The sequence below is a fragment of the Helicobacter apodemus genome (assembly GCF_003097575.1).
Lineage (GTDB): Bacteria > Campylobacterota > Campylobacteria > Campylobacterales > Helicobacteraceae > Helicobacter_D > Helicobacter_D apodemus.
Genome location: NZ_CP021886.1, coordinates 95,706 through 122,449, shown reverse-complemented (window position 1 = coordinate 122,449; position 26,744 = coordinate 95,706). Strand labels below are relative to the sequence as shown.

25 protein-coding genes and 1 pseudogene are annotated in these 26,744 nt (G+C 33.9%); 3 read left to right on the top strand and 23 right to left on the bottom strand.

Features of this window, described 5'->3' with window-relative positions:
* Positions 1-5: 5 nt before the first annotated feature.
* Positions 6-569 carry a Fe-S-containing hydro-lyase gene (locus CDV25_RS00625; protein ID WP_108910327.1) on the top strand — a complete coding sequence of 188 codons (564 nt, stop codon included), beginning with the start codon at positions 6-8 and terminating at the stop codon, positions 567-569.
* A gap of 811 nt (positions 570-1,380) precedes the next feature.
* Here CDV25_RS00625 and CDV25_RS00620 read toward each other — a convergent pair.
* Positions 1,381-2,598: an ammonium transporter gene (locus tag CDV25_RS00620; protein ID WP_204161869.1), complete on the bottom strand. Its 1,218-nt coding sequence runs from the start codon at positions 2,596-2,598 to the stop codon at positions 1,381-1,383.
* Between the two features lie 69 nt (positions 2,599-2,667).
* Entirely contained in the window at positions 2,668-3,015 is a 348-nt protein-coding gene (locus tag CDV25_RS00615; protein WP_108910325.1) for a P-II family nitrogen regulator, read from the bottom strand.
* Positions 3,016-3,146: 131 nt separating this feature from the next.
* Here CDV25_RS00615 and mnmH point away from each other — a divergent pair, with 131 nt between their 5' ends.
* Together mnmH and prfB are read left to right on the top strand one after the other, a co-directional pair.
* A complete protein-coding gene (mnmH, locus tag CDV25_RS00610) occupies positions 3,147-4,139 on the top strand; it encodes a tRNA 2-selenouridine(34) synthase MnmH (RefSeq protein ID WP_108910324.1) in 993 nt (330 codons plus the stop codon).
* A gap of 34 nt (positions 4,140-4,173) precedes the next feature.
* Positions 4,174-5,265 carry a peptide chain release factor 2 gene (prfB, locus tag CDV25_RS00605; protein WP_108910323.1) on the top strand — a complete coding sequence of 364 codons (1,092 nt, stop codon included), beginning with the start codon at positions 4,174-4,176 and terminating at the stop codon, positions 5,263-5,265.
* Here the strand turns inward: prfB and CDV25_RS00600 are convergent.
* The 21 genes and pseudogenes from CDV25_RS00600 to CDV25_RS00510 all read right to left on the bottom strand — a co-directional run bounded on the left by CDV25_RS00600 (position 5,242) and on the right by CDV25_RS00510 (position 26,728).
* Positions 5,242-7,626 (bottom strand): tetratricopeptide repeat protein, encoded by a 2,385-nt coding sequence (locus CDV25_RS00600; RefSeq protein ID WP_108910322.1) that lies wholly within the window; start codon positions 7,624-7,626, stop codon positions 5,242-5,244. The two genes, prfB and CDV25_RS00600, sit on opposite strands and share 24 nt — an antisense overlap.
* 4 nt (positions 7,627-7,630) lie before the next feature.
* A complete protein-coding gene (serS, locus tag CDV25_RS00595; protein ID WP_108910321.1) occupies positions 7,631-8,908 on the bottom strand; it encodes a serine--tRNA ligase in 1,278 nt (425 codons plus the stop codon).
* 78 nt (positions 8,909-8,986) lie between these two features.
* Positions 8,987-10,075 (bottom strand): DegT/DnrJ/EryC1/StrS family aminotransferase, encoded by a 1,089-nt coding sequence (locus CDV25_RS00590; RefSeq protein ID WP_204161851.1) that lies wholly within the window; start codon positions 10,073-10,075, stop codon positions 8,987-8,989.
* A 9-nt stretch (positions 10,076-10,084) separates the two neighbouring features.
* Positions 10,085-10,411 carry a hypothetical protein gene (locus CDV25_RS10280; RefSeq protein ID WP_204161850.1) on the bottom strand — a complete coding sequence of 109 codons (327 nt, stop codon included), beginning with the start codon at positions 10,409-10,411 and terminating at the stop codon, positions 10,085-10,087.
* Entirely contained in the window at positions 10,392-10,640 is a 249-nt protein-coding gene (locus CDV25_RS10275) for a class I SAM-dependent methyltransferase (protein WP_204161849.1), read from the bottom strand. Before CDV25_RS10275 ends, CDV25_RS10280 begins: the two co-directional genes overlap by 20 nt.
* Complete coding sequence (locus CDV25_RS00580) at positions 10,627-11,223, bottom strand: acyltransferase (protein ID WP_108910320.1); 597 nt, start codon at positions 11,221-11,223, stop codon at positions 10,627-10,629. Before CDV25_RS00580 ends, CDV25_RS10275 begins: the two co-directional genes overlap by 14 nt.
* 126 nt (positions 11,224-11,349) lie before the next feature.
* Entirely contained in the window at positions 11,350-11,622 is a 273-nt protein-coding gene (locus tag CDV25_RS00575) for a hypothetical protein (RefSeq protein ID WP_204161848.1), read from the bottom strand.
* 9 nt (positions 11,623-11,631) lie between these two features.
* On the bottom strand, positions 11,632-12,153 hold the full coding sequence (locus CDV25_RS00570) for a dTDP-4-dehydrorhamnose 3,5-epimerase family protein (protein ID WP_108910319.1): 522 nt from the start codon (positions 12,151-12,153) through the stop codon (positions 11,632-11,634).
* A gap of 54 nt (positions 12,154-12,207) precedes the next feature.
* Complete coding sequence (locus CDV25_RS00565; protein WP_108910318.1) at positions 12,208-13,263, bottom strand: GDP-L-fucose synthase family protein; 1,056 nt, start codon at positions 13,261-13,263, stop codon at positions 12,208-12,210.
* A 1-nt stretch (position 13,264) separates the two neighbouring features.
* Positions 13,265-13,861 carry an FkbM family methyltransferase gene (locus CDV25_RS10360; RefSeq protein WP_239056370.1) on the bottom strand — a complete coding sequence of 199 codons (597 nt, stop codon included), beginning with the start codon at positions 13,859-13,861 and terminating at the stop codon, positions 13,265-13,267.
* Positions 13,855-14,193: a hypothetical protein gene (locus tag CDV25_RS10355; RefSeq protein ID WP_239056369.1), complete on the bottom strand. Its 339-nt coding sequence runs from the start codon at positions 14,191-14,193 to the stop codon at positions 13,855-13,857. Before CDV25_RS10355 ends, CDV25_RS10360 begins: the two co-directional genes overlap by 7 nt.
* A gap of 177 nt (positions 14,194-14,370) precedes the next feature.
* Positions 14,371-15,540, bottom strand: coding sequence for a DegT/DnrJ/EryC1/StrS family aminotransferase (locus CDV25_RS00555; protein ID WP_108911789.1), 1,170 nt, complete (start codon positions 15,538-15,540; stop codon positions 14,371-14,373).
* Positions 15,541-15,549: 9 nt separating this feature from the next.
* Positions 15,550-16,458: pseudogene (locus tag CDV25_RS00550) on the bottom strand (GDP-L-fucose synthase family protein); the annotation flags it as partial.
* Positions 16,451-17,590, bottom strand: coding sequence for a GDP-mannose 4,6-dehydratase (gene gmd, locus CDV25_RS00545; protein ID WP_108910317.1), 1,140 nt, complete (start codon positions 17,588-17,590; stop codon positions 16,451-16,453). The pseudogene CDV25_RS00550 and the gene gmd, both read right to left, overlap by 8 nt.
* Positions 17,591-17,900: 310 nt before the next feature.
* Positions 17,901-19,286, bottom strand: a complete 1,386-nt coding sequence (locus CDV25_RS00540; protein WP_108910316.1) for a mannose-1-phosphate guanylyltransferase/mannose-6-phosphate isomerase — start codon at positions 19,284-19,286, stop codon at positions 17,901-17,903.
* A 29-nt stretch (positions 19,287-19,315) separates the two neighbouring features.
* Positions 19,316-20,008: an outer membrane beta-barrel protein gene (locus CDV25_RS00535; RefSeq protein ID WP_108910315.1), complete on the bottom strand. Its 693-nt coding sequence runs from the start codon at positions 20,006-20,008 to the stop codon at positions 19,316-19,318.
* Between the two features lie 180 nt (positions 20,009-20,188).
* On the bottom strand, positions 20,189-22,396 hold the full coding sequence (locus CDV25_RS00530; RefSeq protein ID WP_108910314.1) for an endonuclease MutS2: 2,208 nt from the start codon (positions 22,394-22,396) through the stop codon (positions 20,189-20,191).
* Positions 22,386-22,757 (bottom strand): hypothetical protein, encoded by a 372-nt coding sequence (locus CDV25_RS00525; RefSeq protein ID WP_108910313.1) that lies wholly within the window; start codon positions 22,755-22,757, stop codon positions 22,386-22,388. The genes CDV25_RS00530 and CDV25_RS00525 overlap by 11 nt, the downstream gene beginning before the upstream one ends.
* A complete protein-coding gene (gene murC, locus CDV25_RS00520; RefSeq protein WP_204161868.1) occupies positions 22,757-24,079 on the bottom strand; it encodes a UDP-N-acetylmuramate--L-alanine ligase in 1,323 nt (440 codons plus the stop codon). The genes CDV25_RS00525 and murC overlap by 1 nt, the downstream gene beginning before the upstream one ends.
* Before the next feature lie 2 nt (positions 24,080-24,081).
* Complete coding sequence (locus CDV25_RS00515) at positions 24,082-25,206, bottom strand: succinyldiaminopimelate transaminase (protein WP_108910311.1); 1,125 nt, start codon at positions 25,204-25,206, stop codon at positions 24,082-24,084.
* Between the two features lies 1 nt (position 25,207).
* On the bottom strand, positions 25,208-26,728 hold the full coding sequence (locus CDV25_RS00510) for a DEAD/DEAH box helicase (protein WP_108911788.1): 1,521 nt from the start codon (positions 26,726-26,728) through the stop codon (positions 25,208-25,210).
* Between the last annotated feature and the right edge of the window lie 16 nt (positions 26,729-26,744).

Here is a 26,744-nt window from a genome sequence, read left to right as displayed (position 1 = left end):
TATTTATGGCAACTATTAAACTCACTACCCCCCTTACCAAAGAAAAGGTTAAAGAGCTAAAGGCAGGAGATAATGTCCTTATTAGTGGAAGTATCATCGCTGCAAGAGATGCTGCCCATAAGGTGCTTACAGAAACACTAGCTAAGGGAGAGAAACTTCCTGTTGAATTCCATAATGAAATCATCTATTATTTAGGTCCAAGCCCTGCTAATCCTGATAAAAATCAAGCGGTTGGGGCTGCTGGTCCTACAACAAGTGGCAGAATGGATAAATACACGCCTACTATGTTAGAATTAGGCATTAGCGGAATGATTGGCAAAGGTTACCGATCTAAAGAAGTTATTGAAAGCATTATCAAAAATGGAGCCGTTTATATGGTAGCTATTGGTGGAGCTGGAGCACTTATCTCAAGAAGTATCAAAAAATATGAGGTTTTAGCCTATCCTGAATTAGGTCCTGAAGCAGTGGCTAGACTTCAAGTAGAGGATTTCCCCGCTATTGTGGCTATTGACTCCCAAGGTAATAACTTCTACCAAGCAGGGCAAACCCCTTTTAGAACGTTTGAATAATCGCCCCTACTTTAAAGTAGGGGCTACTCCCTATGGAGCTAGTAAATCTTTAGGATAATCCATTAGAGTTAGTCATTATTCTAACATTTAATAAATTTGATCTTAAACCATACTTAGCCAATAATACTTGCTATTAAAGGATTTAGTGTTTTTAAAATACTATATAGGGAGATAGGGAGCGTATTTTAATATATTAATTCCTATTCATTTGAAAGGTTAAAAATCTCTTTGTGTGAAACATTGAAACCTAACCTTTATTTAATTTCTTTCTGCCTATACCAAAGGCGTATAATTTGTATGATCAATAAATAGCATAAAATGCGTATATATATATTATACGCAAACATATAATTTATACATTTGTATAATTCATTCTATCTTAGCTTCATTAAAATAATAGTTTGAGTTTTAAAATACTCTAATTTAAAGCTACTCTATCACGAACCCTGTAATTTCAAAGTTTTGCCCTCTAAATTCTATGGTTTTATAAATCTTGTGTCGCTAAAAAGCTTCAATTTTGTGCGTTTTTAAATATTTCATATATTATTTATCAAGCCCAACAATACATATTTCCATCATTAATGCTTACACCAAAAGATAACTTTAAAATTAGGGATAGAATCTCTTTGCTTAATAATAATTCAAATAAAGTAATAATTTCAAATAATATCTTGTGCGATTTTTAGCCTCTTGCATTACTACCAATATAGAATAAACCTTTTATTAATGCTTTACAATCATTAGGTTTAGTAACTTATTTAAGAGTTTAAGGGTTTTCCCCTTAAAGAGGGGGTTATTAGTAGAGTTTAAATCATCGGTAAGCGATCTCTCCGTGTAAAGATTGGTCTAGTCCATTTTCTTCTTGGTTTTCTTCTACGCGTAAAGTAACAAAATATCCCATTATCTTTAAAATAACATAACTCACAACTGCAGAAAGCAGAAAACACGCTAAAATCGCTATTATTTGCACAAAGAGCAGGTTAAAATCCCCACTATAAAATAATCCTTCTCCTGCAGCTTCTTCGCTAACAATAGCATTAACAGAACTTGTAGCAAAAAGCCCAGTAGCAATACCTCCCCAAATGCCCCCTATTCCGTGCAAACCAAAAGCATCTAAGGTATCATCATAGCCTAATTTGCTTTTCAAAAAACTAATCGCAAAAAAGCAAATAGGTGAAGCTAAAAACCCTATAACAATGCTTGCAAAAGGTGTTACAAATCCTGCTGCAGGAGTGATAGCAACAAGTCCTGCTACAATCCCTGTAATACTTCCTAAAAGTGTTGGTTTGCCATATTTTGTCCATTCTATAATCATCCACGATAGCATTGCCCCTACCACTGAAAAATTTGTGGTGATAAAGGCATTAACAGCGACAGAATTAACACTTAAAGCACTTCCAGTATTAAATCCTAACCAACCCATCCAAAGCAAGATTGCTCCGATAAATGAAAGGGGCAAACTATGGGGCAAAAGCCCTCTTTTAAATTTCCTCTTTCCTAACATTATACAGCCTACAAGCCCAGCAACCCCAGCTGCAATATGGACTACCCCTCCCCCAGCAAAGTCTAAAGAGCCAATTTTCATAAGCCAACCTTCACCCCATACCCAATGGGCTAAAATATCATAGGCTAAAGCACTCCAACATAAGATAAAAATCAAAAGCACACCAAATCGCATACGCTCCACTAAGGAACCTGTAATAATTGCCGCTCCAATCACTGCAAAAAGCATTTGAAAAAAGACAAAGAGTTTTTCGGGTATATTTCCTACATAAGAATAATTCGTATCAATTAAAAAGATATGATTGAAACCCCCTAATATCCCTCCTTTATCCTCACCAAAAGCTAGGGTATAACCTAATATAATCCATTGCAAAGCAATCAAGGCATAAAGCATTGTGCTATTTAATATCGTGCTTAAGGTATTATTACGATTTACCATTCCTGCATAAAACAACCCCAAAGCTGGTGTCATTAACAAAACTAATGCGGATGAGGCAATTACAAAAAGAGTATCTACTGCAGAAATTTCCTCTTCTACCCCAAAAACAAAACCACCACTTAATAACAATATCCATAAACTTTTCATCTATTCTCCTTATATAGCATCAATCCCTTCTTGTCCTGTGCGTATCCTAATAACATTTTCTAAAGTAGAAAGAAGAATTTTTCCATCTCCTGTATTCCCTGTATTGAGGGTTTTTTTAGCGACTTCTATAATATCCTTTACAAGAATCTCTTTAGCGATAATCTCTATACGAATCTTAGGGAGTAAATCAATAGTCATCTCACTCCCTCGATAAACTTCGGTTTTACCCTTTTGATTCCCTGCACCCATAACATTACTTACAGTCATCCCTTTAATCCCTCTTTGTGCCAAAGATTCTTTTAAAGCATTGAGTTTTTCAGGACGCGTAATAATTTCAACCTTAAAAATTTTTTCCATAAAATCTCCTTTTTTTGAATGCAAAATTATAAAAAATTAAAACTTAACTTAAAATAAAAAACTATTTTATAAATTTAAGTTTTTAATTATAAATAAAATAGCTACAATAACAAATTTTATTAAGGGATGATATGCTTCAAATAGTTTCTACACAAGAATTTTTGTCTCTATCGCTTATCCTTGATGTAAGGTCTCCTAATGAATACCATAACTCCCATATTTCTAATGCTTTAAACTTTCCTGTTTTAGAAGATTCACAATACCAACAAATTGGCACTCTCTACAAACAAAATCCCTTTAATGCAAAAATACTAGGTGCTAGTATGATATGTGAAAACATTGCTAAACATCTTTTAAGGTTAAAAGAGCTTATCACTCCCTCTAAGCCCTTTGGCATCTATTGTGCAAGGGGTGGAATGCGAAGTCGCTCCTTTGGGCTTGTTTTAGACAATATTGGTTACCAAGTTTGTTTGTTACAAAGTGGTTATAAAGGCTATAGAAAAGTCGTTACGCAATCTTTAGATGCAACCCCAAAGCACCACTTCCTAACCTTAATAGGACAAACAGGAAGCGGTAAAAGTGAGCTTATAGAGGCTTTTACAAATTCTTTAAATATCGAAAAACTCGCGAAACATTTAGGTTCTAGCTTTGGTCATATTTATGGGATTCAACCCAATACTAAAAGCTTCCAAAACGCTCTTTTTACAAGATTAAAAGAGCTAGAAAACGCTCCCTTTGTGTTAGTAGAGGGTGAGAGTAAAAGACTTGGCAGTCTTATTTTGCCCTCTAAACTCTATGAAGCCTACCAAAAATCGCCTAAGATTCTTATTATCTCTCCACTTCAAGAGAGAATTGAACGGATTTTAAAACAATATGGTAATATTTCTGAAACCCTCTTTTATCAAGCTATGCAAAAAATTGCACCTTTTATGAAAAAAGAATTTTGGGAAGACGCTAAAGAAGCTTTTGCAAAAGGCGATTTACCAAAAGTTGCAGAGATTTTACTATTACAATATTATGATAAAGTCTATAAAAAAGAATCTTATAATCACAGCTTAGCTTTTAAAAATACGCACGATACCCTACAAGAGATTTGCGAAATTGCTAAACTCTATTATCCTTAAAATATGATAGAATTTGAAAAAAATGGAGAATGTTTTGGATACTTACGAATATGGAGAATTACTCAAAAACCTAGAAATTAAAGTGCAAAATATCCAAAAGATTTTGCAACCTAATAAACTGGAAACAAGAATTAAAGAAATAGAAAAACTAGAACAACAAAAAGAATTTTGGGAAGATGCCAAAAGAGCTGGAGAGTTGCAAAAAGAAAAGAAACGATTACAAAGACAATTAGAAAAATACCACACCGCCTCAAATGCTTTAGCAGATTCTAAGGAACTTTTTGAAATCTCACAAAATGATGAGGAAACCCTACAATTACTCTTTGGGGAATCTAAAGAGTTAGAACAACAAATTAAAAATGCAGAAATTGAAGTTATGCTAAATGATGAGCTAGATGGCAATAATGCGATTTTTACTATCACTCCTGGAGCGGGTGGGACAGAATCGCAAGATTGGGCAAGTATGCTTTATAGGATGTATTTGCATTGGGGAGAGCGTAGAGGATTTAGAATTGAGCTTTTAGACTATCAAGAGGGCGATGAAGCAGGGATTAAAGATGTAAGTTTTCTTATCAAAGGTGAGAATGCCTATGGTTATGCAAAAGTAGAAAATGGCATTCATCGGCTTGTTAGAATCTCTCCTTTTGATTCTAATGCTAAACGGCATACAAGCTTCGCTTCTGTCTCTGTTAGCCCCGAGATTGATGATACTATTGATATTATTATAGAGGAAAAAGACCTACGCATTGATACCTATCGTGCTTCAGGGGCTGGGGGACAACATATCAATAAAACAGAATCTGCTATTCGTATAACCCATATCCCCACAGGAATAGTCGTGCAATGCCAAAATGATAGAAGTCAGCACAAAAATAAAGCCATAGCCTTAAAAATGCTAAAATCAAAGCTCTATGAGTTAGAGCGTCAAAAACGCAATGAAGTAAGTGCTAATCAAGAAAAAAGCGAAATTGGCTGGGGGCATCAAATTAGAAGCTATGTCTTAGCTCCCTACCAACAAGTTAAGGATTTACGCTCTCAAATTGCCTATAACAATGTAGATTCTATCCTTAATGGGGATATTGATGAAATCTTAGAGGGGGTTTTAATCCATATTAATTCTGCGTAAAAGATAGCTCGTATCTATCTTAAAATCAAAATAGTCAGATTTTTGCTCACTATCACCAATAACTGTAAATTGTGAATTAGCCGCATTAAAATTTTTCTCTTGCAAATATAAAAGTCCATTAGCCACACGCGTTTCATAATTAGTTGGTGCTTCTAATTTAGAAAGCTGCAATAAAGCAGCGGCATTTTCTGTATGCCCCGCACCAATAGCCGCAACAGCTGCTAAAAATAAGGTTTGCGTATCATTTTCTTTCAAATCATCAATGAGGTTATTATAAAGCGTAAAAGCCTTTTCAAACTCTTGGAGATAAATATAAGTCAATGCTAAAGCCTGGGTAACTCCACGCACATCTTTTCTCTCTGAAATTAAACGATAATCTAAATCTTGTTGCACATAATGCAATGTCCCCACAATATGCCCTACTTTAATATACATCTCTCGGACAATAGAGGGTCCATAGTAAATTAAATCCTTATTAAGATTTTTATCTTGGTAATAACTTTGAAGCTTCAAAGAAAGTGTCTTTGGGTCATCATAATAATTAAGTGCTAAGAGCTCTAAAAGATTGCTTAGAGGATCTCTTGGCTGAAGATTCTTTAGATGATGAGAGGAATTTATAAGTAAGCTTTGATCTCCTAATAATACCCCTTGGACAAAATTTAAAGCATAATAAATCAATATATTACTAGAGCTTTGTTCTAAAAATCCTAAAGATGCAGGAGAGCCATCACGAACAAAATTTAAAAGCACTTGCAAAAACTGCATTTCTTCCTTACTGCCTTGAAAATTCACGACTTCTTTTCCTACATCACTTTCAAGTCTCGAAAAATCTCTATGCGTAAGTTTTGCACTTGCAAGTGCAAAAATCCCCGCCTGAACATCTTTAGGGTTAAGGTGAAAAGAGCGGATAAAATGCTGGTAAGATTTATCATAATCTCCCATTTGTGCGTAATTTAAACCTAAATTATAATGCAAAATTGCGTGATTTGGGTATTGTGTTACAGCACCTTGTAAAATACCATTAGCGATTCTTATATCCCCGCTTAATATTTCTAAAATGGCACTGGCAATATTGCGATTAACTTTAGAAATAGTTTGCCCTCTTAAAAGCACTTCTTTAGCTTCTTGCAAGTTTTCAATAGAGATATTAATTCCTCCTTCTTGAATAACATATAATGCCTCTTTAGCGTCAAATACCCTATAAGGAGCGTAATAAAATAAAATTTCATAAGCATTAAGTTTAGAGCCTCCAAACTCATTCCAAAAACGTTTTTGTGCAATATTCACATCAAAAAAGTCATCCCTTAGAACAACCTTAATAGGATAAGGGTTTTTATCTATCATCTCTTGGTTATCCGCATAAGGTTTTAGAAAACTCACTGCTTGATTAAATCTAGCTAACTTTAACTTCACTAATGCAGAAGCCATATCCACTTCTAAAGTATTACCCGATTCATCAATAATCCGTGCTAAAAATTTATCCGCTTGCCGATATTCACCAATTCTTGCATAGAGCAAAGCAAGATTAAACCATTCTTTAGACTCTAAAGAATCATTATCTAAATAAGCAATAGCTTTTCTATTACTATTAAAATAACTATACAAAGCCGCTAATAAACGATCATTTTGTTGCTTATAATAAGGTGTGTTTTGGTGTGTTAAAGGAGATATTGCTTCGATATAATTACCCTGATAATAATGAATAAGTCCGTATAAATAAGAGTGAATGGGTAAATTCGCAGCGTAAGGAAGATAGGTTTGAGCAAGTTGTAAATAATACTGGTATTGCAAAGACTCCTTTAAATACAAGGAAGAAACAGCAGCATTTAAGGCACTAATGACTCTATATTCTCCTACATCAATAGCAGTTTGAAAAGATTTTAAAGCTCCTTTATAAGCCTCTTGTTGCATTTGTGCCACACCTAAATTATAACTTGATAACCCTTCAGAATAACTAGCAATCCTACCATATAAATCAAGAGCTTCTTCTTTGTTGCCATTCATATAAAGAAAATTTGCCTTGCCAATAAGTTCTTCTAACTCTCCCTCATCAACAATAATCTCTCCTCCACCTTCAATAGAAAATTGCGGGGGAGAAACTATGGACTCTTCTTCTTGTGATAGCATTGCCTCTTCTTTAGAGAACAAAGATCCCATTATAAAGATAAAGGCTACTATCAAAACACCAAGCAATAAAGCAAGTATAACACTAAGTTTTTTATGGGTATTAAAAAAATGTAAAATCTTTTCAATTTTTGTTGGGGGCTTTTTTTCTTTGGATTCTTTGTCTAAAACATCACGGACAATATCAAAATCATCATCAAGCTGAATAATATTTTCTTTTAACTCTTCTGATGGCATAATATTACCTCAAATAAGTTTCTAACATAGAGGGGATAAGAATACTCCCATCTTCTTGTTGATAATTTTCCATAATAGCCACTAATGTCCTACCAACAGCTAAAGAAGAACCATTTAAGGTATGCACAAGGATATTCTTTTTCTTAGAATCTTTATAGCGGATTTTTGCTCTCCTTGCTTGAAAATCCCTTGTATTAGAAATAGAGCTAATCTCACGATAGCAATTTTGACCAGGTAGCCATACTTCAATATCAATGGTATTGCTTGCACTAAATCCTAAATCTCCCCCACATAGCTGCATAAGCCTGTGAGGTAATTTTAAAGAAGTTAGCAAATCCGATGCACAAGCTACCATTCGCTCTTGCATCATCTCACTATCATTAGGAGTGGTGATAGCCACTAATTCCACCTTATCAAATTGGTGTTGTCTTATAATACCTCTTGTATCACGACCTGCACTTCCTGCTTCTTTTCTAAAACAAGGAGTATAAGCACTCATCATCAAAGGCAAATCTTCCTCACTTAATATTTCATCACTATAAAGATTTGTCAATGGCACTTCAGCAGTAGGGATAAGGTAGAGTTGATGCCCTTTAGTGTTCTCTTCATCTTCAAAATCAGAAATTTTAAAAAGATCATTTTCAAACTTTGGTAGTTGTCCTGTGCCAAATAATGCTTCCTTATTCACAATTACTGGTGTCGCCACCTCACTAAAGCCCCTTTTAGCGTTAAAATCTAACATATAATTAATTAAAGCTCTCTCTAATTTTGCCCCCATTCCCATAAAAACACTAAAACGACTCTTTGCTAATTTCACGCCCCTTTCAAAGTCAATCCAACCATTTTGTGCTGCTAATTCCCAATGCTCTTTAGGCTTAAAAGAAAAAATTTTAGGCTCTAATACTTTCTTAATCTCTATATTTTCTTTCTCGTCTTTACCCAAAGGTGTTTTTTCATCAGGGATATTGGGGATATTAGTGGAGAGTTCTTGTAGCTTATGCTCCCATAATTCTACCTCTTGAATCTCAAGAGTAATCTTAGATTTTAGCAAATCACATTCTTTCTTCAAATCCTTAATATCTTTGCCCTCTTGTTTATATTGCGCAAAAAGCTTAGACTTTGCATTTTGTGTTGCTTGAAGCGATTCTAAAGCGATCTTTTTTTGCTTATATTGCAAACTCACTTCTTTAAGATACTTTAAAAAATTTTCATCAATATTACGTTTTGAGAGCTTTTGTATCGTCTCATCAAAGTTATTTATAAGCAATTTTAAATCAATCATTTACTCTAATCCAAAAATAAATGGCTTATTATACCTTAAGAGCTACTAAAAAAATAATAAAACTAAACCCCTCTAGTTTTATCTGAAAAATCGCTGAATCCTCTCGCAAACATAGGCTATCTCCTCATTTGTAAGTTGCGTAAATGAAGGAAGCCAAAGCCCCTTTTTGCCTATCATATTTGATACCTTATGTTCTCCCAAAACTCCATAAGCAACTTGTTTGTTAATGGGTCCATACATCAATCTTGTGCCGATATTCTCTCCCTTAAGATAATTTTGTAACTCATCGCGTTTATCTAGTAGCACTTCATAAAACCAAGGCGTTGTATGCTCTATATCTTGTTCTATAAGCCTTATACCCTCTATACTCTCTAAGCCGTTTTTATACAAAGTATATATTTCTTTTTTTCTTGCAATTCTAGATTCTAGCTTCTTCATTTGCTCTATACCCACACATGCTTGTAACTCTGTGAATTTGAAGTTATAGCCTATGCTATTGTGGAAGTCATTACCACCGCCACTTCTCCCAAAATCCTTTAATTTCCTTAAAGTTTTAGCGATTCTATCATCATTAGTAATCAATGCACCACCTTGCCCAGTAGAAATAATCTTAGGCGCAGAAAATGAAAAACTCCCCACTAGCCCAACACTTCCTATATGCTTACCATTAGGATAAAAAGAACCTAAAGATTGTGCTGCATCTTCAATCAAAGCTAGATTATGTTCTTGGCATAGCTTTTCAAATGCTTCAATACCTGCTCTTGGATACCTGCCATTTGCACTAACTAAAATCAAAGCTTTCGTTTTAGAAGTGATGGATTCTTTTGCCTTTTGTATATCCATACACAAAGTATCCTCTTCCACATCTACAAACACAGGCTTTGCACCAAAGAGCTTAACAGAATTTGGGGTCGCTATCATCGTGTAATTTGGCACTATTACTTCATCTCCAGCCTCCACACCAGCAGCTAAAGCTGCTAATGTTAAGCTAATAGTCCCATTATTTACGACTATACAATGCTTTGCTTTTGTATAATCCGCTATCATCCCCTCAAACTGCTCTGTTCTTTTAAACTCTGTTAAGAATCCTCCCTCATCCATATAAGCACACAAAGCTTCTTTTTCCTCCTTGCCAAACCAAGGTTTCATCTGCATAATAAAATCCATTTAAACTCCTTATAATAATTTTTGTGCTTCCACATTTAAGCTAATTAAAATCCCATTTTCTTTATCCATATGCGGATAATGCGCCTGTGAGTGATCATCATAATCTTTATGAATCCTCTCTCTCCAATCATAAAGTTTGACATTGCTAAATCCATTTTCTTCTAGCACTGCTTTTAAAGAATCAAAGTTATACACACTCTTGTGATAAATCACCCTCTCTCCCCCTTGGGTTTGTATTTCCATCCTCCCATAAAGGGGTCCTAAAATAGTCGATAAATCCCCACTCTTTTTATAAACTTCAACTAATTTATCAAAATTAGGCACCGCTAAACGCAATACCCCCCCCCGCTAAGACTCTATACCACTCTTGCAAAAGAGCCTTTACTTCAATCCTATCAAAATATTCAAGTGAATGGCTACTATAGATTAAATCAACACTTCCATCCTCAAACATATCTAACTTATCTATACTTGTTTTATAATGAATATGTGGCATATCACATAAATCAACATTAATAAAACCCGGTATATTCCTATGCCAACACCCTAAATTAAGCTTCACCATATTTTATTCCATCCTTATAAATTGCTTTTTCTAATTCTAAAATATTCCTACTTCTCTCACTTATTCTCTTTGCAGGAATACCAAAATAGATTCCAAAAGGTTTTGTTGGTTGCATAAGTAGGCTCATAGCACCAACAGCCACCCCTTCAGCCAAATACGCCCCGGGCAAAATTACTGAATTTGCCCCTACAACACTATGTTTTTCAAAAATAATTTTGCTTTTTATATCTTTTCGATATTTTTCATCTACTAAAGGCACGACTAATCCCTCTCCTTTAAAGTCTGATGATTGTGTAAAAACTTTTACACCCGATGATACGCTTGAAAAATCTCTCATCTCTATACCAGCTCCACCATTTAAAAACACATAAGAGGCTATATGAACATAATTCCCTATACAAATATCCCCCGATAAAATGCAAAAACTCCCTATGCGGACATTGCTTCCTAGGGAGATTTTATCAGGACAATAAATAGGCGTAAGCCTATCTATTAACACATTCTCACCTAAATTTCTAAAATTCATAGCTAATAACTCCTCTCTTGAATAAAATCCCCCCCCCCCACTCCTATCTACTGCCATTAGAATCTCCTCCTATCTCTATCTGCCCCTACATAAGGTCCATTTTTAACCTCTAACACTTGCGTATTATTCTCTAAGATGGTATAGCTATGCCCTCCTCGTAGCATTACCAAAACATCTCCCTCTTTAGCGATAAATCTCCTCTATAAAAACTTCATTAACATCATACACTCTCGCCCTAATGGCACCTTGCTTGATATATAAGACTTCTTGCGTCCAAAATACCTTTCTTTCCACCTCATTGTGGATATGTGCTAAAAGCTCCTTTCCCTCATCATAGCACCAAGTCCCTACTTGAATAAACTCATCATCACTAGAGAAAAATCGCAATCCCTCTCCCCACTCTTTTGCACTAATATGCTTTGCTAGGGTTATCCCATCTTTTATTATTTCTTTCATTGTATCTCCTTAATAATAATCCCTATCTGATAAGATAGGCTTTTTACAATTCCATTCAATTCCAATTGTTTTGTCATTCCACGCATAGGTGAATTGATGAGGGGCGTCAAAATATTCCCCCTCATAGGCTAGTTTATAGTGATAAACCGCACTTTGGCTTCGCACATAATAAGCATTCCCCATATTAGGGGGGAGAAGAATCATCTTTTGTTTTTCTCTATGTATTTCAAAGCCTTCCCATTGAAGATAAGTCGGGCTATCTTTGCGGCAATCTACAACCACTTGAAAAATGCTTCCATACACACAAGTAACATATTTCCAAGATTTATTATCGCCGTGAATTCCACGCAAGACATTATGGACAGATTGTGAAAATTTATCGTGTTTGAAATGTAGATTAGAGGGTAAGAGATTTTCTATTCTTTCTTTTAAAAATGAAGTCCAAATATCCCCACGTCTATCTTGTGAAATAGTTGGAGTTATGATATAAACACCTTGTATTTTTTGGCTCTCTTTAATTATAAATTCCATTATGCAACCTCCAAATTATCATTAAGGTTGCATAAGAATCTTACTAAAGAGATATTACCCCCCCCCCCCCGATAGAGGTTTATACCATTCATACATCATTTTTACTCCTTGCTGTAGTGTTATTTGGTATTTCCAACCTAAATTATTCATCTTTGAACAATCTATTTTTTTAAGCATCGTTCCATCTGGTTTTTGGGTATTAAACACAAACTCTCCCTCAAAACCTACAATTTCTTTGATGATTAAAGCAATATTTGCAATTGTATAATCCACACCCGTGCCGATATTAATATGAGTGTTTCTAATGGGCTTATAAAAACATAAATCTTTAAAATCCACATTTTCCATTATAAATACACACGCACTCGCCATATCTTGAGAGTATAAAAGCTCTCTCCTTGGCTTCCCACTACCCCAAATCTCTACAGAATCTTTTTTAATACCAAACTTTGCTAAATATGCCTCTGCACTCCCCCAATCTTTGAGATTTAAATCTTTTAAAATAGCTTCTCTTTTGTTTTGATGCAGTAGCTTTGCTAAATGCATTTTTCTAAGCAATGCCGGGATAAGATGGGATTTCTCTAAATCAAAATTATCATTTTCTCCATAGAGATTAGTTGGCATTACAGAAATAAAATTTGTCCCATATTGCAAATTATAAGACTCGCACATTTTTAATCCCGCAATTTTTGCAATTGCATAAGGTTCATTAGTGTATTCTAACTCACTACTTAAGAGAGCATCTTCACATATAGGTTGTTTGGCGTTTTTGGGATAAATACAAGTGGAACCTAAAAACAAAAGTTTTTTTACCCCATTGACATAAGAAGCGTGAATCACATTATTTTGAATACTCAAATTTTGGTAAATAAATTCTGCCCGATAAGTATTATTTGCTAGGATTCCACCCACTTTTGCAGCACTTAAAAAAACATAATCTGGCTTTGTTAAAGCAAAAAACTCTGCTACCTCACTTTGGTTGGTTAAATCTAACTCTTGGTGTGTTTTAACGACTATATTAGTATAACCTTGCCTTTGGAGCTCTTTGATAATCGCACTCCCTACAAGTCCTCTATGCCCTGCAACATAGATTTTAGAATCCTTTTTCATTCTATTCCTTAAAATAAATAGGTATTTCTGGATTTGAGGGGTGATTAGGATAATCTAATCCCTTTAATATACCCTCTACTACTTTTTCTTTAGAAAATGGAATTTCTCCTTTTTTCATATAACTAACCTCCAAAGTTGTGCTAAAAAATAGTCCTTGTGAGTAGAAAATCTTTCCGTGATTATTCAAATGGAGGTGAAAAGGCTCATAATATTCCTTAATCCTCTCTAAGACTTTTAATCGTCTTTTAACTCCCTCATATTCTTCAGGATTACACCCATGAAATTCAAAAATTACTTGTGTAAAATATTCTGCTAATAAGCCTATATCGGACTGCTCTAAAACTTCCCATTCTGCATTTTCAATATCAATTTGTAAAATATTTGCACCCTTTTTTAAATGATTGCTCTTAATAATAGAATCTAAAGAAATGCAATCTTTATCCACTCCCACAAAAGCTTTATAAAAAGTAATATTAGGATGACTATAAGGGCATTGCTCAATACTACCATCATACTCAATCACTTTATAACCCCTTTGTGCCATCTCTAAATCCCAAGGAGAGCTTTCACTAACACCCAATGAAATAGCTTTTAACACTGGATAATCCCCCCCCCCGAAGAATCTATAAGAGGAGAATCCATAAGATTGGGCTTATACATTACATATCCACCATCACCTTTACCGCCCACTCGCACTAAATCTTTAGAATCCACTTTGATAGGTCTTAATAACTCTAAATACTTCTGGATATTTTCAAAACACTGCTCATTGGGATTGATACGAATGTAATTCCTATCCCTATCTTGCAAAAGCAAAAGTAAAATTTGCTTATCCTCCTCTTTTATAAAAGAATGAATAATAATATTAGACATTAAAAGATTGTAATGAATTTGCGTATTTTGCCTTATAGCCTCTTCAAGTTTTTTCATAACTACTCCTTAAATAATAAGATTTTAAAATGAAAGTCCTTAGTCCAATCCTTGCAAGATTGGCAACATTGAAAAACAACAAAAAAGAAGTTCTTAAGAAAATAAAATATATTTGTAGAATAATAAAAGCAGTAAATAATAATTCGGCAAATAAATATCTAATTAATACATATCTATTTAATTCCCCCCCCCCAACACTTCAGCAAGCAAGAGGATAGAATCTTTAATATCTACTTGATGATTCCCTACGAAAAATCCATTTTTATGCAAATGCTGTGCATTTTTGAGTATTCCAAACACTTCATAATCAAAAAACCGCATTACTTCATTTTGCGTAAAATCCCCAGTAACAATAGGGCGACATTCTATATTGTTAGCTTGAAGTTTTTGGATTATCTCTTGGCGATTAAGTGCAGAATTTTTGCGGATAATCAGTGAAAAGCCAAACCACGAACTAGAAGATATTTCTTTTTGTATCATAAAATCCGGATGGTTTTGAAAATATTGCTTAAAAATCTTTGCATTCTCTCTGCGATGTTTTAAAAAATTTGGCAATTTCTTTAACTGCTCTATCCCAATAGCACCGCTCATTTCTACTGGACGAACATTATATCCGGGCAAGACAAAGCGAAAAGATTCACTAAAGCTATCCTCGCTTTTAGGGACTATCTTATTATCTTTTGGTAAATTTCTAGTCCAACCATGCGCTCTTAAACAAAGTAAAATATGATAAAGCTCTTCATCATCTGTTACGACAAGCCCTCCCTCCATCGTCGCCATATGGTGGGAAAAAAAGGTAGAAAATGTCCCCATAATCCCAAATGTACCTGCTTGCTTACCCTTATATTCCGCCCCCATAGATTCACAATTATCCTCTAATAGCAAAATATCTTTATTCCCAATAATTTCTTGAATCTTGTCAAAATCATTAGGATTCCCAAGTAAATTTACTACCATAATCATTTTGGTTTTTTCACTAATGGCACCACTTAGAGCCTCTAAATCATAATTGAGCGTTTCTAAATCAATATCAACAAACTTCAATTTCAAACCATATTGGTATAAAGGATAATAAGTTGTAGCCCAAGAAACTGCTGGGACAATAACCTCATCACCCCTTTGTAGTTTAGGCTTACTTGTATAAAATAGGGCAGCAGTTGCAATTAAATTTGCAGTAGAACCAGAACTTGTCATTACCGCATATTTAGCACCTACATAAGCAGCAAAGTTTTTTTCAAACTCTGCAACCCTCATCCCCATAGTAAAAATATCACTCTTTATAACCTCCTCTATAGCTTGTAATTCTTTATAATCCCAAGTTGATGAAGCTAAAGAATAATATTGCATCGTTACTCCTTTTAAAAAATATTTGTAAGTCTTTTCTATACCATCTTTTAAACTTGTATTAGAACTCCAACCAAATTCTTTTAAATGGGTAATATCAACAAGTTTTTGTGCCATTCCTTCTGGCTTTTGTGTATTATAAACAAAATCTCCTTTATAACCTATAACCTCCGCTATAGCTTCATAATACTCTGTGATACTAAAATCCTCACCCCTGCCAACATTAAGAACCTTTGGCATTCTCTCAAAATTCTTTAAAGCATAATATACAAAATCTGCCAAATCCTCCACATACATAAACTCTCTTCTAGCTTTTCCGCTTCCCCAAATCTCCACTTCCTTAGCCCCATTCTTTTTAGCATTATGTATTTTTGCAATCACTGCTGGAAGCATATGGGCTTTATTAATCTCAAATTTATCGTATTTACCATATAAATTGCAAGGTATGGCTGTTTTATAAAGCTTATTTTTAGAATCCAAAATATATTCACAAAGCTTGGTAGAAACAATCTTAGCTAGTGCATAACCCTCATTGGTAGGCTCTAATTCTCCGCTTAGAATCAAATCTTCACTTAAAGGATTTTTGCCTTCTTTAGGATACATACAAGAGCTTGCGATATTTAAAAACTTCTCCACCCCACACTCTAAAGCAGCCATTATAATATTCAAACCCATAGAAACATTTTGGCTTAAAAATTCAACAGGATTTGCAATATTTGCACTAATCCCACCTACAAGCCCAGCACAATGCACAATAATATCAGGCTTATGACTTTTAAGATAAGCCAATACTTGTGTTTTATCTAATAAATTTAATTCCTCTCTTTTAGGGGCTAAAATCTCATAAAATTGAGCTTCTTTGTATTCTACAATATTACGCCCAACCATTCCAGAAGATCCTGTAATTAAGATTTTATTCATAATACCTCATAATGGTATATCCACCTTCTTGTAAATATTTATCTTTATTCATTAGCTTCAAATCACTTCGCATCATATCACAAACTAAATCCTCTAAATTAAATTCACGATTCCAACCTAGCTTTTCTTCAGCCTTACTAGGATCACCTAAGAGCAAATCTACTTCTGTAGGACGAAAATATTGGGGATCTACACAAACTAATTCTTGCCCGATTTTAAGATGCGATAAATCAAGATGATGTTCTCTAGCTCTATTTATATCTAGCTTTGTAATAACTCCCTTTTCATTAATCCCCTGCCCTACAAACTCTAAAACAATCCCACAATACTCAAAAGCAAGTTTTACAAAATCTCTTACCATCGTTGTTTGACCTGTAGCAATCACCCAATCTTCTGGTTCTTTGTGTTGTAAAATCATCCACATCATTTTTACATAATCTTTAGCATGTCCCCAATCCCTTTTAGCATCTAAATTCCCAAGATAAAGCTTATCTTGCAAATTAAGGACTATCTTAGAAGCCGCTCTTGTGATTTTTCTTGTTACAAAAGTTTCTCCACGCACAGGAGATTCGTGATTAAATAAAATCCCATTACAAGCAAACATATTATAAGCTTCCCGATAATTCACCGTAATCCAATACGCATACATTTTAGCCACCGCATAAGGAGAACGAGGATAAAAAGGAGTTTTTTCATTTTGGGGAATCTCTTGCACCTTACCATAAAGTTCCGAAGTAGAAGCTTGATAAATCCTACATTTATCAATAAGTTTTAAAAATCTTACCGCATCTAAGATTCTAAGCGTTCCTATACCATCAGCATTAGCCGTATATTCTGGTGTTTCAAAACTAACAGCCACATGACTTTGAGCAGCAAGATTATAGATTTCATCAGGACAAATATCAGCAATTAATCGCGTAAGATTCATAGAATCTGTCATATCTCCGTAATGCAAATAAAAATTATTATGCTTGCAGTGATGCCCCTCAAAGAGATGATCAATCCTATCCGTATTAAAAAGAGACGCCCTCCTTTTAATTCCATGCACCTCGTAACCCTTACTTAGTAAAAACTCCGATAAATACGCCCCATCTTGTCCTGTAACACCAGTAATTAACGCTATTTTAGCCATTTTCTCCCTCTTTAATAGTTTCTAAAATTTTGTTTTCTACCATTATAACCCAAATAAATAATAACAATTAGCTCCTATCACCTCTAAGTAACTTTCATAATCTTCTTTACAAGAAGTTTTTAAAATAGAATCTAAATTAGCATCTTCTCTTAAGATAATTATTCCACCTATATTAAAAAATTTGTCAATACTTGCCATCCTTAACTAAAACTGATAAACTATACAAAAGATTAAACTCCCTGAAGTAAAATATTAAAGACAACAAAATATTTCATTAATCTCCTTTAATCATCTCCATACTCTATAACCTTCAACTTCTCCCATACACATCATCAAGCCGAACAATATCATCTTCACCTGTATATTCACCTACTTGTGCTTCAATCAAAATAACAGGAATTTTACCTTCATTACTTAACCTATGCACTTCTCCCATTTTAATATAAGTAGATTCATTAGGACGCACTAGCTTTTTCTCATCACCAACCTGCACACTCGCACTACCACTTACGACAATCCAATGTTCATTGCGGTGAAAATGTTTTTGCAAACTTAGAGATTTACCCGGTTTTACGATAATTTTTTTAATCTTATACCCTGCAGAATCTTCTAAAATCGTATAACTTCCCCAAGGGCGGTGTGTGGTTAGATGAGTTTTGCAAACTTCATTATCCCCTAAATGTTCTACCAAAGCCTTTACGCTTTGACACTCACTTCTCTTACCCACCAATAAAACATCCCCAGTATCAATCACCATACAATCCTCTATTCCCAAAAGAGCAATCAATTTATCTTTATGGCTAATAATAAGATTATTTTTAGAATTTAATGGTAAAGAATTGCCTAAAATAACATTTCCATCCTTACCTTTAGGTAATTCTTCATAAAGTGTATCAAAACTCCCTACATCACTCCAACCTATATCGCAAGGAAGCACTTTAACACATTTTGATTTTTCCATTAAAGCATAATCAATACTATTTGAGGAAATCTCTTCCATTGCTTCTAAAGGGATTCTCCTAAGATTTTTATCCTTAATAACCTTAGTATATGCAGCTTTACACTGATTAAAAATATCCGGACTATACTTTTGCATTTCTTGCAATAAAACTTCAACCCTAAAGCAAAATAAACCCGAATTCCAAAAATAATTGCCTTTTGTTAAAAAATCTTGTGCTATTTCTAATTTAGGTTTCTCAATAAAAGATTCTGCATTAAAATCCTTTCCCATCTGGATATATCCAAATCCTGTATGAGGAGACTTTGGGGTAATACCAAAAGTTACCAAAGAGCCATTACCTGCTAATTCTTTAGCTTTTTGTAAAGCCTCCCCATAAGAATCCATATTTTTAATCAAATGATCACTTGGAGTAACAAGCACAATTTCATCTAATGGTAAATCCAAACACGCTAGGGTAATAGCTGGTGCTGTATTTTTAGCTATAGGCTCTAAAAGATAAGAAATGTTTGTAAGGAGTTTATGTGCTTTTATCTGCTCTATTTTATCTAATGCTAAAAAATATTGCTCGGCATTACAGACAACTAAAGCTTTATCACAAAGAGCAAAATTGCGTTTCAAGGTAAGCTCAAAAAGAGATTCTCCATTAAAAAATGAAACAAATTGTTTTGGCATAAATGTTCTGCTTAAAGGAAAAAGTCTTGTTCCACTGCCACCACAAAGAATTACATTTGTCATAATACTCCTCTAAAAACTCTAAATTGAATTTAAAATTTAAAGTTAAAGCCTAGATACACTCCACCTGTAGTTTGTATAGGTCTAACATCCTCACTTAATACATCTGTTTGTGTCCCACCTACATTAAAATTTAATTTTAAATCTCTTGTCTTATATCTAATCTGCTCTAATTTAACACCCAATTCTACTTCTACTTTAGCTATTTCATATAAAAGTCCTATTTTAGTCCCATACATAAATCCATCAAAGGCACTTGGTAGAGAAAAAACATTCCCAAAGAAATTAGACTCTGTATTAGCACGTAGAAAAGAATATCCACCATATACGCCTAAAACGCCGCGTATATTCTCAGCAAGGATAGGTGTAAAGTCATAACCAGCAATCACTCTATGTGCTCGATATTTAGTTTCTACTGAGACATTATCTATTAGGTTTCCAGCAAACGTTACAGGCACTTTACCCGTATCTTTTATTTTAGATTGATGGTAATAACCAATATAGGCTCTATGTTTAGGAGATAATCTATACCCCGCTCTTAATCCAAGATTTGATACATTATCTCTAACATTTATACGAAAATCGTCTTGTTGAAATTTCGTCTTTCCATATCCTGCATCTGCACCTAGAAAAAATCCTCGACTTTCATTTGCCAATACATTAACACTAAAGGCTACAATACATAAGCCTACTACAATACTTAGCCTATTTACAAACTTCATCATCAAACCTACCTATAATAAAATTTAAAAAGTAACCAAAGGTTACCTTAATCCTCCACTTCTATGTGCGGGATGCTGATACTCTTTCTTTTCACACGCACTAAAAACAAAAACTGAAGCCACAAGCCCAATTAAAATCAAATATTTTTTCATTATTTATCCTTAAAATATAATTTTACGATTCTATAATCTTACAATCTTAGCACCAAAGCCACCTAATTTTGGTGGAGCATCTAAAAATTCCACAACCTTTGGATGTTGCTTTAGAAAATCTCTTACCACACTTGATAACCGACCTGTTCCAATGCCGTGATAGATTAAAACCTCATCAAATCCAGCTATTAAACTATTAGAGATGAACTCATCAAGTTTTTCTAAAGCTTCCTCTACTCTCATTCCATGTAAATCTAGGGATACATTAGCATTTTGAGGCATTTTCACATCAACTTTTACTTTAGGTGTATCTAAAATATTTCCACTACTATGTTTTAATTCATTTAGTGGCACTTTTAATTTTATCCCATCATCAAGTTGCACTACTGCCATTTGTCTTTGAATGCCGATTATTATTCCTTTGGAACAACCATATTTTACCCTATCTTTTATTTTAAATTCCTTTATTTTCTCTAAAGATTTCTCTTCATAATCCTTTTTAATTTGATAAAAAATTTTATTGGCATTATTCATCTGGCGATGAATCTCTTGAGAGTTTTGCGATTTTACCGCTTTCTTTGCTTCATTAATTGCTTGATAATAAAGCATTTCTAAGGCATTCATTCTCTTTTTGTAGGCTTTTTGTATCTCCTCTTCTTTTTCTTTTAATCGCAACCTCTTATACTCTAAATCTTTTTGTTTTTGCTGCACTACTTCTATTTCCCTTTGAAGTTTCATCTCTAAATGTGAAGAATGCTCAATTAATGTATTAAGCTTTTCTTTATCTTCTCCATAAACTTTTTTGGCTTCATTAATCAAGATTTTAGGTATCCCATAACGCAAGGCAGTTTCAAAAGCATAACTCTTACCAATTGTGCCCTCAAGAAAACTAAAGGTTGGCATTTCTTTCTCTTCATCAAAAAGTGCAGCAAGGAGTTGCACTTTTGGATTCCCTGCCATTAATGCTGCAAGCCGTTTATGGTGTGTAGTAATAATAATCTTATTCTCTTTCTCCATTAAATGTTCCAAAAGCACCTTAAACAAACTTGCTGCTTCATCACTATCTGTGCCTAATTCAATCTCATCAATACCAATAATTCCGCCTTTTTGGTGAATCATTTGAGAGAATTCAAGCATTCTCCCACCAAAGGTGGAAATATCATTCTTGCTATTTTGGGGATCCTCTAAAATAAGGTGAATAAATTCAAACACATCCACATTAGATTTAAGAGCATTTATCGGCATAGGAAGTAAATATTTTGCAAGAAAAACTACACTTAAAACCGACTTTAAAAACATCGTTTTACCCCCTGCATTCACTCCTGTTAAAATTAAAACATTTCCTTTAAAATCAAGATTAATGGGCTTAGGATCTTTTAAAGCAGGATGCTTAAATTCACAAATTTGAATATTTCCTGCATTACCCTTAGGGGATAAAAACTCTAATCCCCTATCTTTAGCAAACATTAAACGCGCTTGGTAAGAATCAAATCTATCAAATTCTTTATTAATAAATTTCAAAAATAAAAAATGTTTCGTAAAAAGCGAAGAGATTTCCTTGCAGATTTTAAAAAGTTCTTCTTCTTTTTGGTTGTTTAAATGATTAAGCCTATCTTTTAAATCTATAATGCTTTGGGGCAATACATAAAAAAATCCTGTGTTAGAGCGATGGATAATTTGCCCTTTTAAAACATAATGGAATCCTGCTTTAAGCAATAAACATTCTTCATTATTGATAAGGTGAATTTGTCTATCAACCAAATAAGGGGCAAGCTTATTTTGGAATAAGACTTGATGCATTTGGAAAGAAATTTCTTTTTTAAGCTCTAAAATCTTCTGACACAACCCATCAAACTCTAAATAAACACCTTGTTTAATCACACCATTGTTTTCAAAAGCCTTAACACATTCCAATAAAGACTCTGGAATTAAAATATTATCAAACCATTCTCGTAAAATTCCCTCACATTTTAGGGTTTTTAGATACATAAAATAGCGAATGATTTTTATAAATTCAAAAATTTCATCAAGCTTTAAATAGCCAAACTTTTTCAATAATTGCAATTGAGATTCTAAAGGTTTAACGGCTTGAGGAGGTGTAAAAAGAATAGATTCTAAAGCCTGAATATAACGCAAATGGTTTTTGCAATCACCCTCTAAAAATAAGGCTTTAGGACGCGATAAAAACGCTTCATAATGCTTAATAAAATCAACTAAATCAAGCTGTTTAATCAACATTATTAAAGACGCAATCTTTTAGCGGAACAACCATTCTAAAATATGGGGTATTTTCCTTACCCACTAAAGTTAAAGTTCCACTTACAAAATTAAAAATCTCACTATTAGCTTCAAGGGTTTTTGCACCTATTTGGCACTCAAGATTTTTACCTTGTAAAAAGATCTGTGCTAAAGAAGTTAGCTTATCATCACTTTTATCTTGAATTATTGTAAAAACTCCAATACCCATAGCAATCACAACTAAAAATCCTGCTATAAAAATTTTTCCCTTAGCACTAATAATATTATAAGAAGCTAGTAACTGCAAAAGTAAAAACAACAAAAAACCTAGCAAAACGACAATCAATCCATACTTCAACATTAAATTCCACCCCTTAATTGATAAGTCAAATTCCCCGCATTAAATCCAATAGCAATCCCTTCTTGTATCTTGCTAATGGGTTGTTGGTTTTTATATAAAATCAAAGAATTTCCATCTCTTTGAATACGATCTGCAAAAATAGGATTATAACTTTTAAAAAGCCAAGAAAAATCAATCTCCCTTTTTGTCTCACCCACAGAATAAACAGGTAAAATCACAAGCTCATCAACACCCCTAAAGCATTCTACAAAATCCTCTAAATTATCACAGATTCTAGAATATTTATGGGGTTGCCAAATCGCACAAATTTTATTTTTCTTTGTTAATTCTTGGTATTTTTTAAGTGCTTGCAGTGTTGTTCTTATTTCTGTTGGGTGATGTGCATAATCATCAATAATAATGCAATTGCCAATCTCTAAAACATCAAAACGTTTCTTAATCCCAACAAAATTCTTGATATTTTTACGAATAGTCTCTAAATCCACAGAATCTAAAACACTCAAAATAGCTAAAGAGGCATCTAATGCGATATGTTCCCCAATACCATAAACTTCAAAGTAACCATAATCTTGTTGGTTATGGAATAATCTAAATCTCGTTGTTGGTTGATTGTTGCATAAAGAATATTCAATCTCACAAATTTCTTTAGAAGGATAAAGACGCACACACTCTAACTCTAATCCCCCTAAAAAACTATCTTCAGCATTAATAACACGTCTTTTAGCCAATCCTAAAAAATCCTCATAGGCTTGATAAAACATCTTTAAATTATGCCCATAAGCTTCCATATGTTCTGGCTCGGCATTAGTTACAATGGCACAATAAGGGTTACAATTTAAAAAACTCTTATCCGATTCATCAGCTTCAAAAACAACCTTCTCACTCTTTAGTGCCCGTGTATTAGAATGAAACTCCTTACTTTCTGCACCAATTAAAGCACTACAATCTTGTAAAATGGCACTCAAAATCGCTGTGGTAGTGCTTTTACCATGTGCTCCTGCAACCGCATAAACCTGCTTTTCTCTCAAAATCAAAGATAAAGCTTCTTTGCGGGATAAAATCTTAATGCCCCTTTTTTTTGCCTCTTGTATTTCTATATTATCCTCTTTGATAATTGCTGAATGGATTACTAACTCTGGATCTTTAAAAGATTGAATGCTATGAGGAATTGTTACTTTAATGCCTATTTTTTTTAACTCTTTTGTCATAGTGCCCTCTGCAATATCTGAACCACTTACTTCTATACCTTGTGCATACAAAAATCTAGCTAGTGCAGAAATTCCAATCCCTCCAATGCCGATAAAATGAACGCTTTGTGGCATTTTTATAGACACTGCTTAATCCTTAATAAAGATTCCCTAATAATTTCCTCTTCATAAACAAGTGCTAAACGGACATACCCACTACCGGGATTAATACCCCTATCAACTCTTGATAAAAAGCTTCCTGGAAGCACTAAAATATTTTCTTTTTCTAAAAGTTTTTTACTAAAAGCCAAGTCATCGCCTACATATAACCATACATAAAAGGTCTCCTTAGGAACTTCAACACCTAAAATCTCCTCTGCTAATTTTAAGTTTTTGGCATACTGCCTTTGAAAATATTGCGTATGGGCTTCATCACTCCACGCTAAAGCAGCTGCTTCTTGAAGGGGCAAAGGAGAGGCACAACCTACATAGGTTCTATACCGTGCATAATCTTTTAAAACCGCACTATCTCCGGCGATAAATCCACTCCTAAGCCCCGGAGCACTCGAACGTTTAGAAATAGAATTTAACGCCAAAACATTTTTAAAACTTGTATTACCTACCGCTATGCTAGCTTCTAAGATAGAAGATGGCTTTAATCCTGTGTAAATCTCGCTATAGCATTCATCATTTAAGATTAAAAAATCATATTCTAACGCCCATTGCACCCATAATTTTAACTCTTCTAAAGTTAGGCTACTTCCTGTTGGATTGTTAGGAAAATTCAAAATAACTAAATCACATTCTTGCATTTGCTCTTTGGTTAATTGAGGTTTAAAAGCATTTTCTTCTAAGAGATTCATATAAATAGTTTTTGCCCCTGAAGCAATCGCAGCACCTTCATAAATTTGATAAAAGGGATTAGGATGGGCAATAACTTTAGAATCCTTGCCAAAGAGATAAAATTGTGGAAAATTAAATAAAACCTCTCTTGTCCCAAAACTAGGAACAATCTCCTCTAAACGCAAATTTACATTAAATCGCTTATGGATAAAGCCCTGCAAAGCTACTTTTAAGCTCTCCTCCCCACCTGTTTTAGGGTATTTATTGAGCAAGGGTGCATTATCTCCAAGGGCTTTGGTAATAAAATCGGGGGTTTTAAATTGTGGCTCCCCAACACTTAAAGAAATTCTTTGTCCTGTTGTAGGAATAGATTGAATGAGAGTATTTAATTTTTCAAAAGGATAAGGCTGAAAATCCATTTTACTTCCTTTTAGAATTTCTTTTAGTCTTTGTAGAATTAGAGGTTTTATGAGTCTTCTTTGCTTGACCTACTTTTCTTTCTTTTTGATTTTGTTTTTTACTATAATCGTTTTTTTTAGGATGATCTGGTTTTTGTTTTTTATAAGTAGCTTTCTCTTCTTGTTTTAATTCTCTTTGGAATTTTTGCAAATCCTTTTTTCTCAAACCAATCTTATTAGGACCTAAAACTTTCACTTCTTCAAGCAACATTGAAAGTAATTTACAAACTAATTGAGTCATATCCGCACTACTTCTTACCTGCTCATAAAGACGCAAAGCCTCATCACTAATTGGGTATTTTAAGATTTTTTCTATCCATTGCGTATCTTTTTTGCTAATGGTATCTTGAATATTAGGTATTTCATAAAGCTCAATGGTAGCCTTAGTATTTTCTTTTATTCTACGCAATTCTTTAAACTCTAAAGGTGTTGCAAGTGTAATAGCAACCCCTTTTTTGCCTGCTCTACCTGTCCTACCTATACGATGGACATAAGATTCTGGATTTAGGGGAATATGGAAGTTAAAAACATGGCTAACTCCACTAATATCAAGCCCACGCGCTGCAATATCTGTCGCAACTAAAATATTACTCTTAGAATCTTTAAAGGCTTTAATAGACCTATGTCGCTCCCTCTGCTCCATATCTCCGTGCATTGCACACGCCTTATATCCACGCTCTATTAGTCGCTTAGCTAAAATATCGGCTTCTTTTTTCATACGCGTAAAGATAATAGCTTTAGAGGGCATCTCACTATCAATTAAACGCACAATAGCTTCTTCGCGTTCTGCCTCATTAATAATATAATACCGCTGTGAAATATCTTCATTAGTAGTGTTTTCTGGTGTGATTTTAATAAATTTTGGATTATTAAGAATCTTTTGGGCTAAATGCTTAATAGGAATAGGCATAGTTGCTGAAAAAAGTAAAGTTTGATGGTCTTTATAGAGATATTGAAAAATCTCTTCAATATCGTCTAAAAATCCCATATCAAGCATTTCATCAGATTCATCTAACACAACAACGCGTGGAGAAAAACTTTTTAACTTATGATTACGAAGATAATCTAATAATCTTCCCGGAGTTGCGATAACAATTTGTGGCTTTTTATCTAAGAGTTCTAATTGTTTAAAAACAGACTGTCCGCCAACAAAGCAAACCGTGCGGACTTTGTTATATTTGCCTAATTGAAAAATTTCATCACTTACTTGCATAGCAAGCTCTCGTGTGGGGGTGATAATTAATGCTTCAATACTTCCATTATGTTTTAAACTATTAATTAAAGGTAGCCCAAATGCTGCAGTTTTTCCTGTCCCTGTTTGAGCCTGTGCTATCACATCAAGCCCATCTAAAATAGCCGGAATGGCTTCTTTTTGAATAGGGCTTGGCTGAATAAAACCCAACTCTTTAATACCTCTCAATACACTTTTTTTAAACCCAAAATTCAAAAAGTCTGAAACCTCATCAGCAAAATCTTTTGCCATAGATTTTTTACTACTT

Excerpts from the sequence above, each read along its gene's own strand:
- CDV25_RS00625 (WP_108910327.1), top strand. The coding sequence starts at position 6 with ATGGCAACTATTAAACTCACTACCCCCCTTACCAAAGAAAAGGTTAAA.
- CDV25_RS00615 (WP_108910325.1), bottom strand. The coding sequence starts at position 3,015 with ATGGAAAAAATTTTTAAGGTTGAAATTATTACGCGTCCTGAAAAACTC.
- mnmH (WP_108910324.1), top strand. The coding sequence starts at position 3,147 with ATGCTTCAAATAGTTTCTACACAAGAATTTTTGTCTCTATCGCTTATC.
- CDV25_RS00600 (WP_108910322.1), bottom strand. The coding sequence starts at position 7,626 with ATGCCATCAGAAGAGTTAAAAGAAAATATTATTCAGCTTGATGATGAT.
- serS (WP_108910321.1), bottom strand. The coding sequence starts at position 8,908 with ATGATTGATTTAAAATTGCTTATAAATAACTTTGATGAGACGATACAA.
- CDV25_RS00590 (WP_204161851.1), bottom strand. The coding sequence starts at position 10,075 with ATGGATTTTATTATGCAGATGAAACCTTGGTTTGGCAAGGAGGAAAAA.
- CDV25_RS10275 (WP_204161849.1), bottom strand. The coding sequence starts at position 10,640 with ATGGTGAAGCTTAATTTAGGGTGTTGGCATAGGAATATACCGGGTTTT.
- CDV25_RS00580 (WP_108910320.1), bottom strand. The coding sequence starts at position 11,223 with ATGGCAGTAGATAGGAGTGGGGGGGGGGGATTTTATTCAAGAGAGGAG.
- CDV25_RS00575 (WP_204161848.1), bottom strand. The coding sequence starts at position 11,622 with ATGAAAGAAATAATAAAAGATGGGATAACCCTAGCAAAGCATATTAGT.
- CDV25_RS00570 (WP_108910319.1), bottom strand. The coding sequence starts at position 12,153 with ATGGAATTTATAATTAAAGAGAGCCAAAAAATACAAGGTGTTTATATC.
- CDV25_RS00565 (WP_108910318.1), bottom strand. The coding sequence starts at position 13,263 with ATGAAAAAGGATTCTAAAATCTATGTTGCAGGGCATAGAGGACTTGTA.
- CDV25_RS10355 (WP_239056369.1), bottom strand. The coding sequence starts at position 14,193 with ATGAAAAAACTTGAAGAGGCTATAAGGCAAAATACGCAAATTCATTAC.
- CDV25_RS00555 (WP_108911789.1), bottom strand. The coding sequence starts at position 15,540 with ATGCAATATTATTCTTTAGCTTCATCAACTTGGGATTATAAAGAATTA.
- gmd (WP_108910317.1), bottom strand. The coding sequence starts at position 17,590 with ATGGCTAAAATAGCGTTAATTACTGGTGTTACAGGACAAGATGGGGCG.
- CDV25_RS00540 (WP_108910316.1), bottom strand. The coding sequence starts at position 19,286 with ATGACAAATGTAATTCTTTGTGGTGGCAGTGGAACAAGACTTTTTCCT.
- CDV25_RS00535 (WP_108910315.1), bottom strand. The coding sequence starts at position 20,008 with ATGATGAAGTTTGTAAATAGGCTAAGTATTGTAGTAGGCTTATGTATT.
- CDV25_RS00530 (WP_108910314.1), bottom strand. The coding sequence starts at position 22,396 with ATGTTGATTAAACAGCTTGATTTAGTTGATTTTATTAAGCATTATGAA.
- CDV25_RS00525 (WP_108910313.1), bottom strand. The coding sequence starts at position 22,757 with ATGTTGAAGTATGGATTGATTGTCGTTTTGCTAGGTTTTTTGTTGTTT.
- murC (WP_204161868.1), bottom strand. The coding sequence starts at position 24,079 with ATGCCACAAAGCGTTCATTTTATCGGCATTGGAGGGATTGGAATTTCT.
- CDV25_RS00515 (WP_108910311.1), bottom strand. The coding sequence starts at position 25,206 with ATGGATTTTCAGCCTTATCCTTTTGAAAAATTAAATACTCTCATTCAA.
- CDV25_RS00510 (WP_108911788.1), bottom strand. The coding sequence starts at position 26,728 with ATGGCAAAAGATTTTGCTGATGAGGTTTCAGACTTTTTGAATTTTGGG.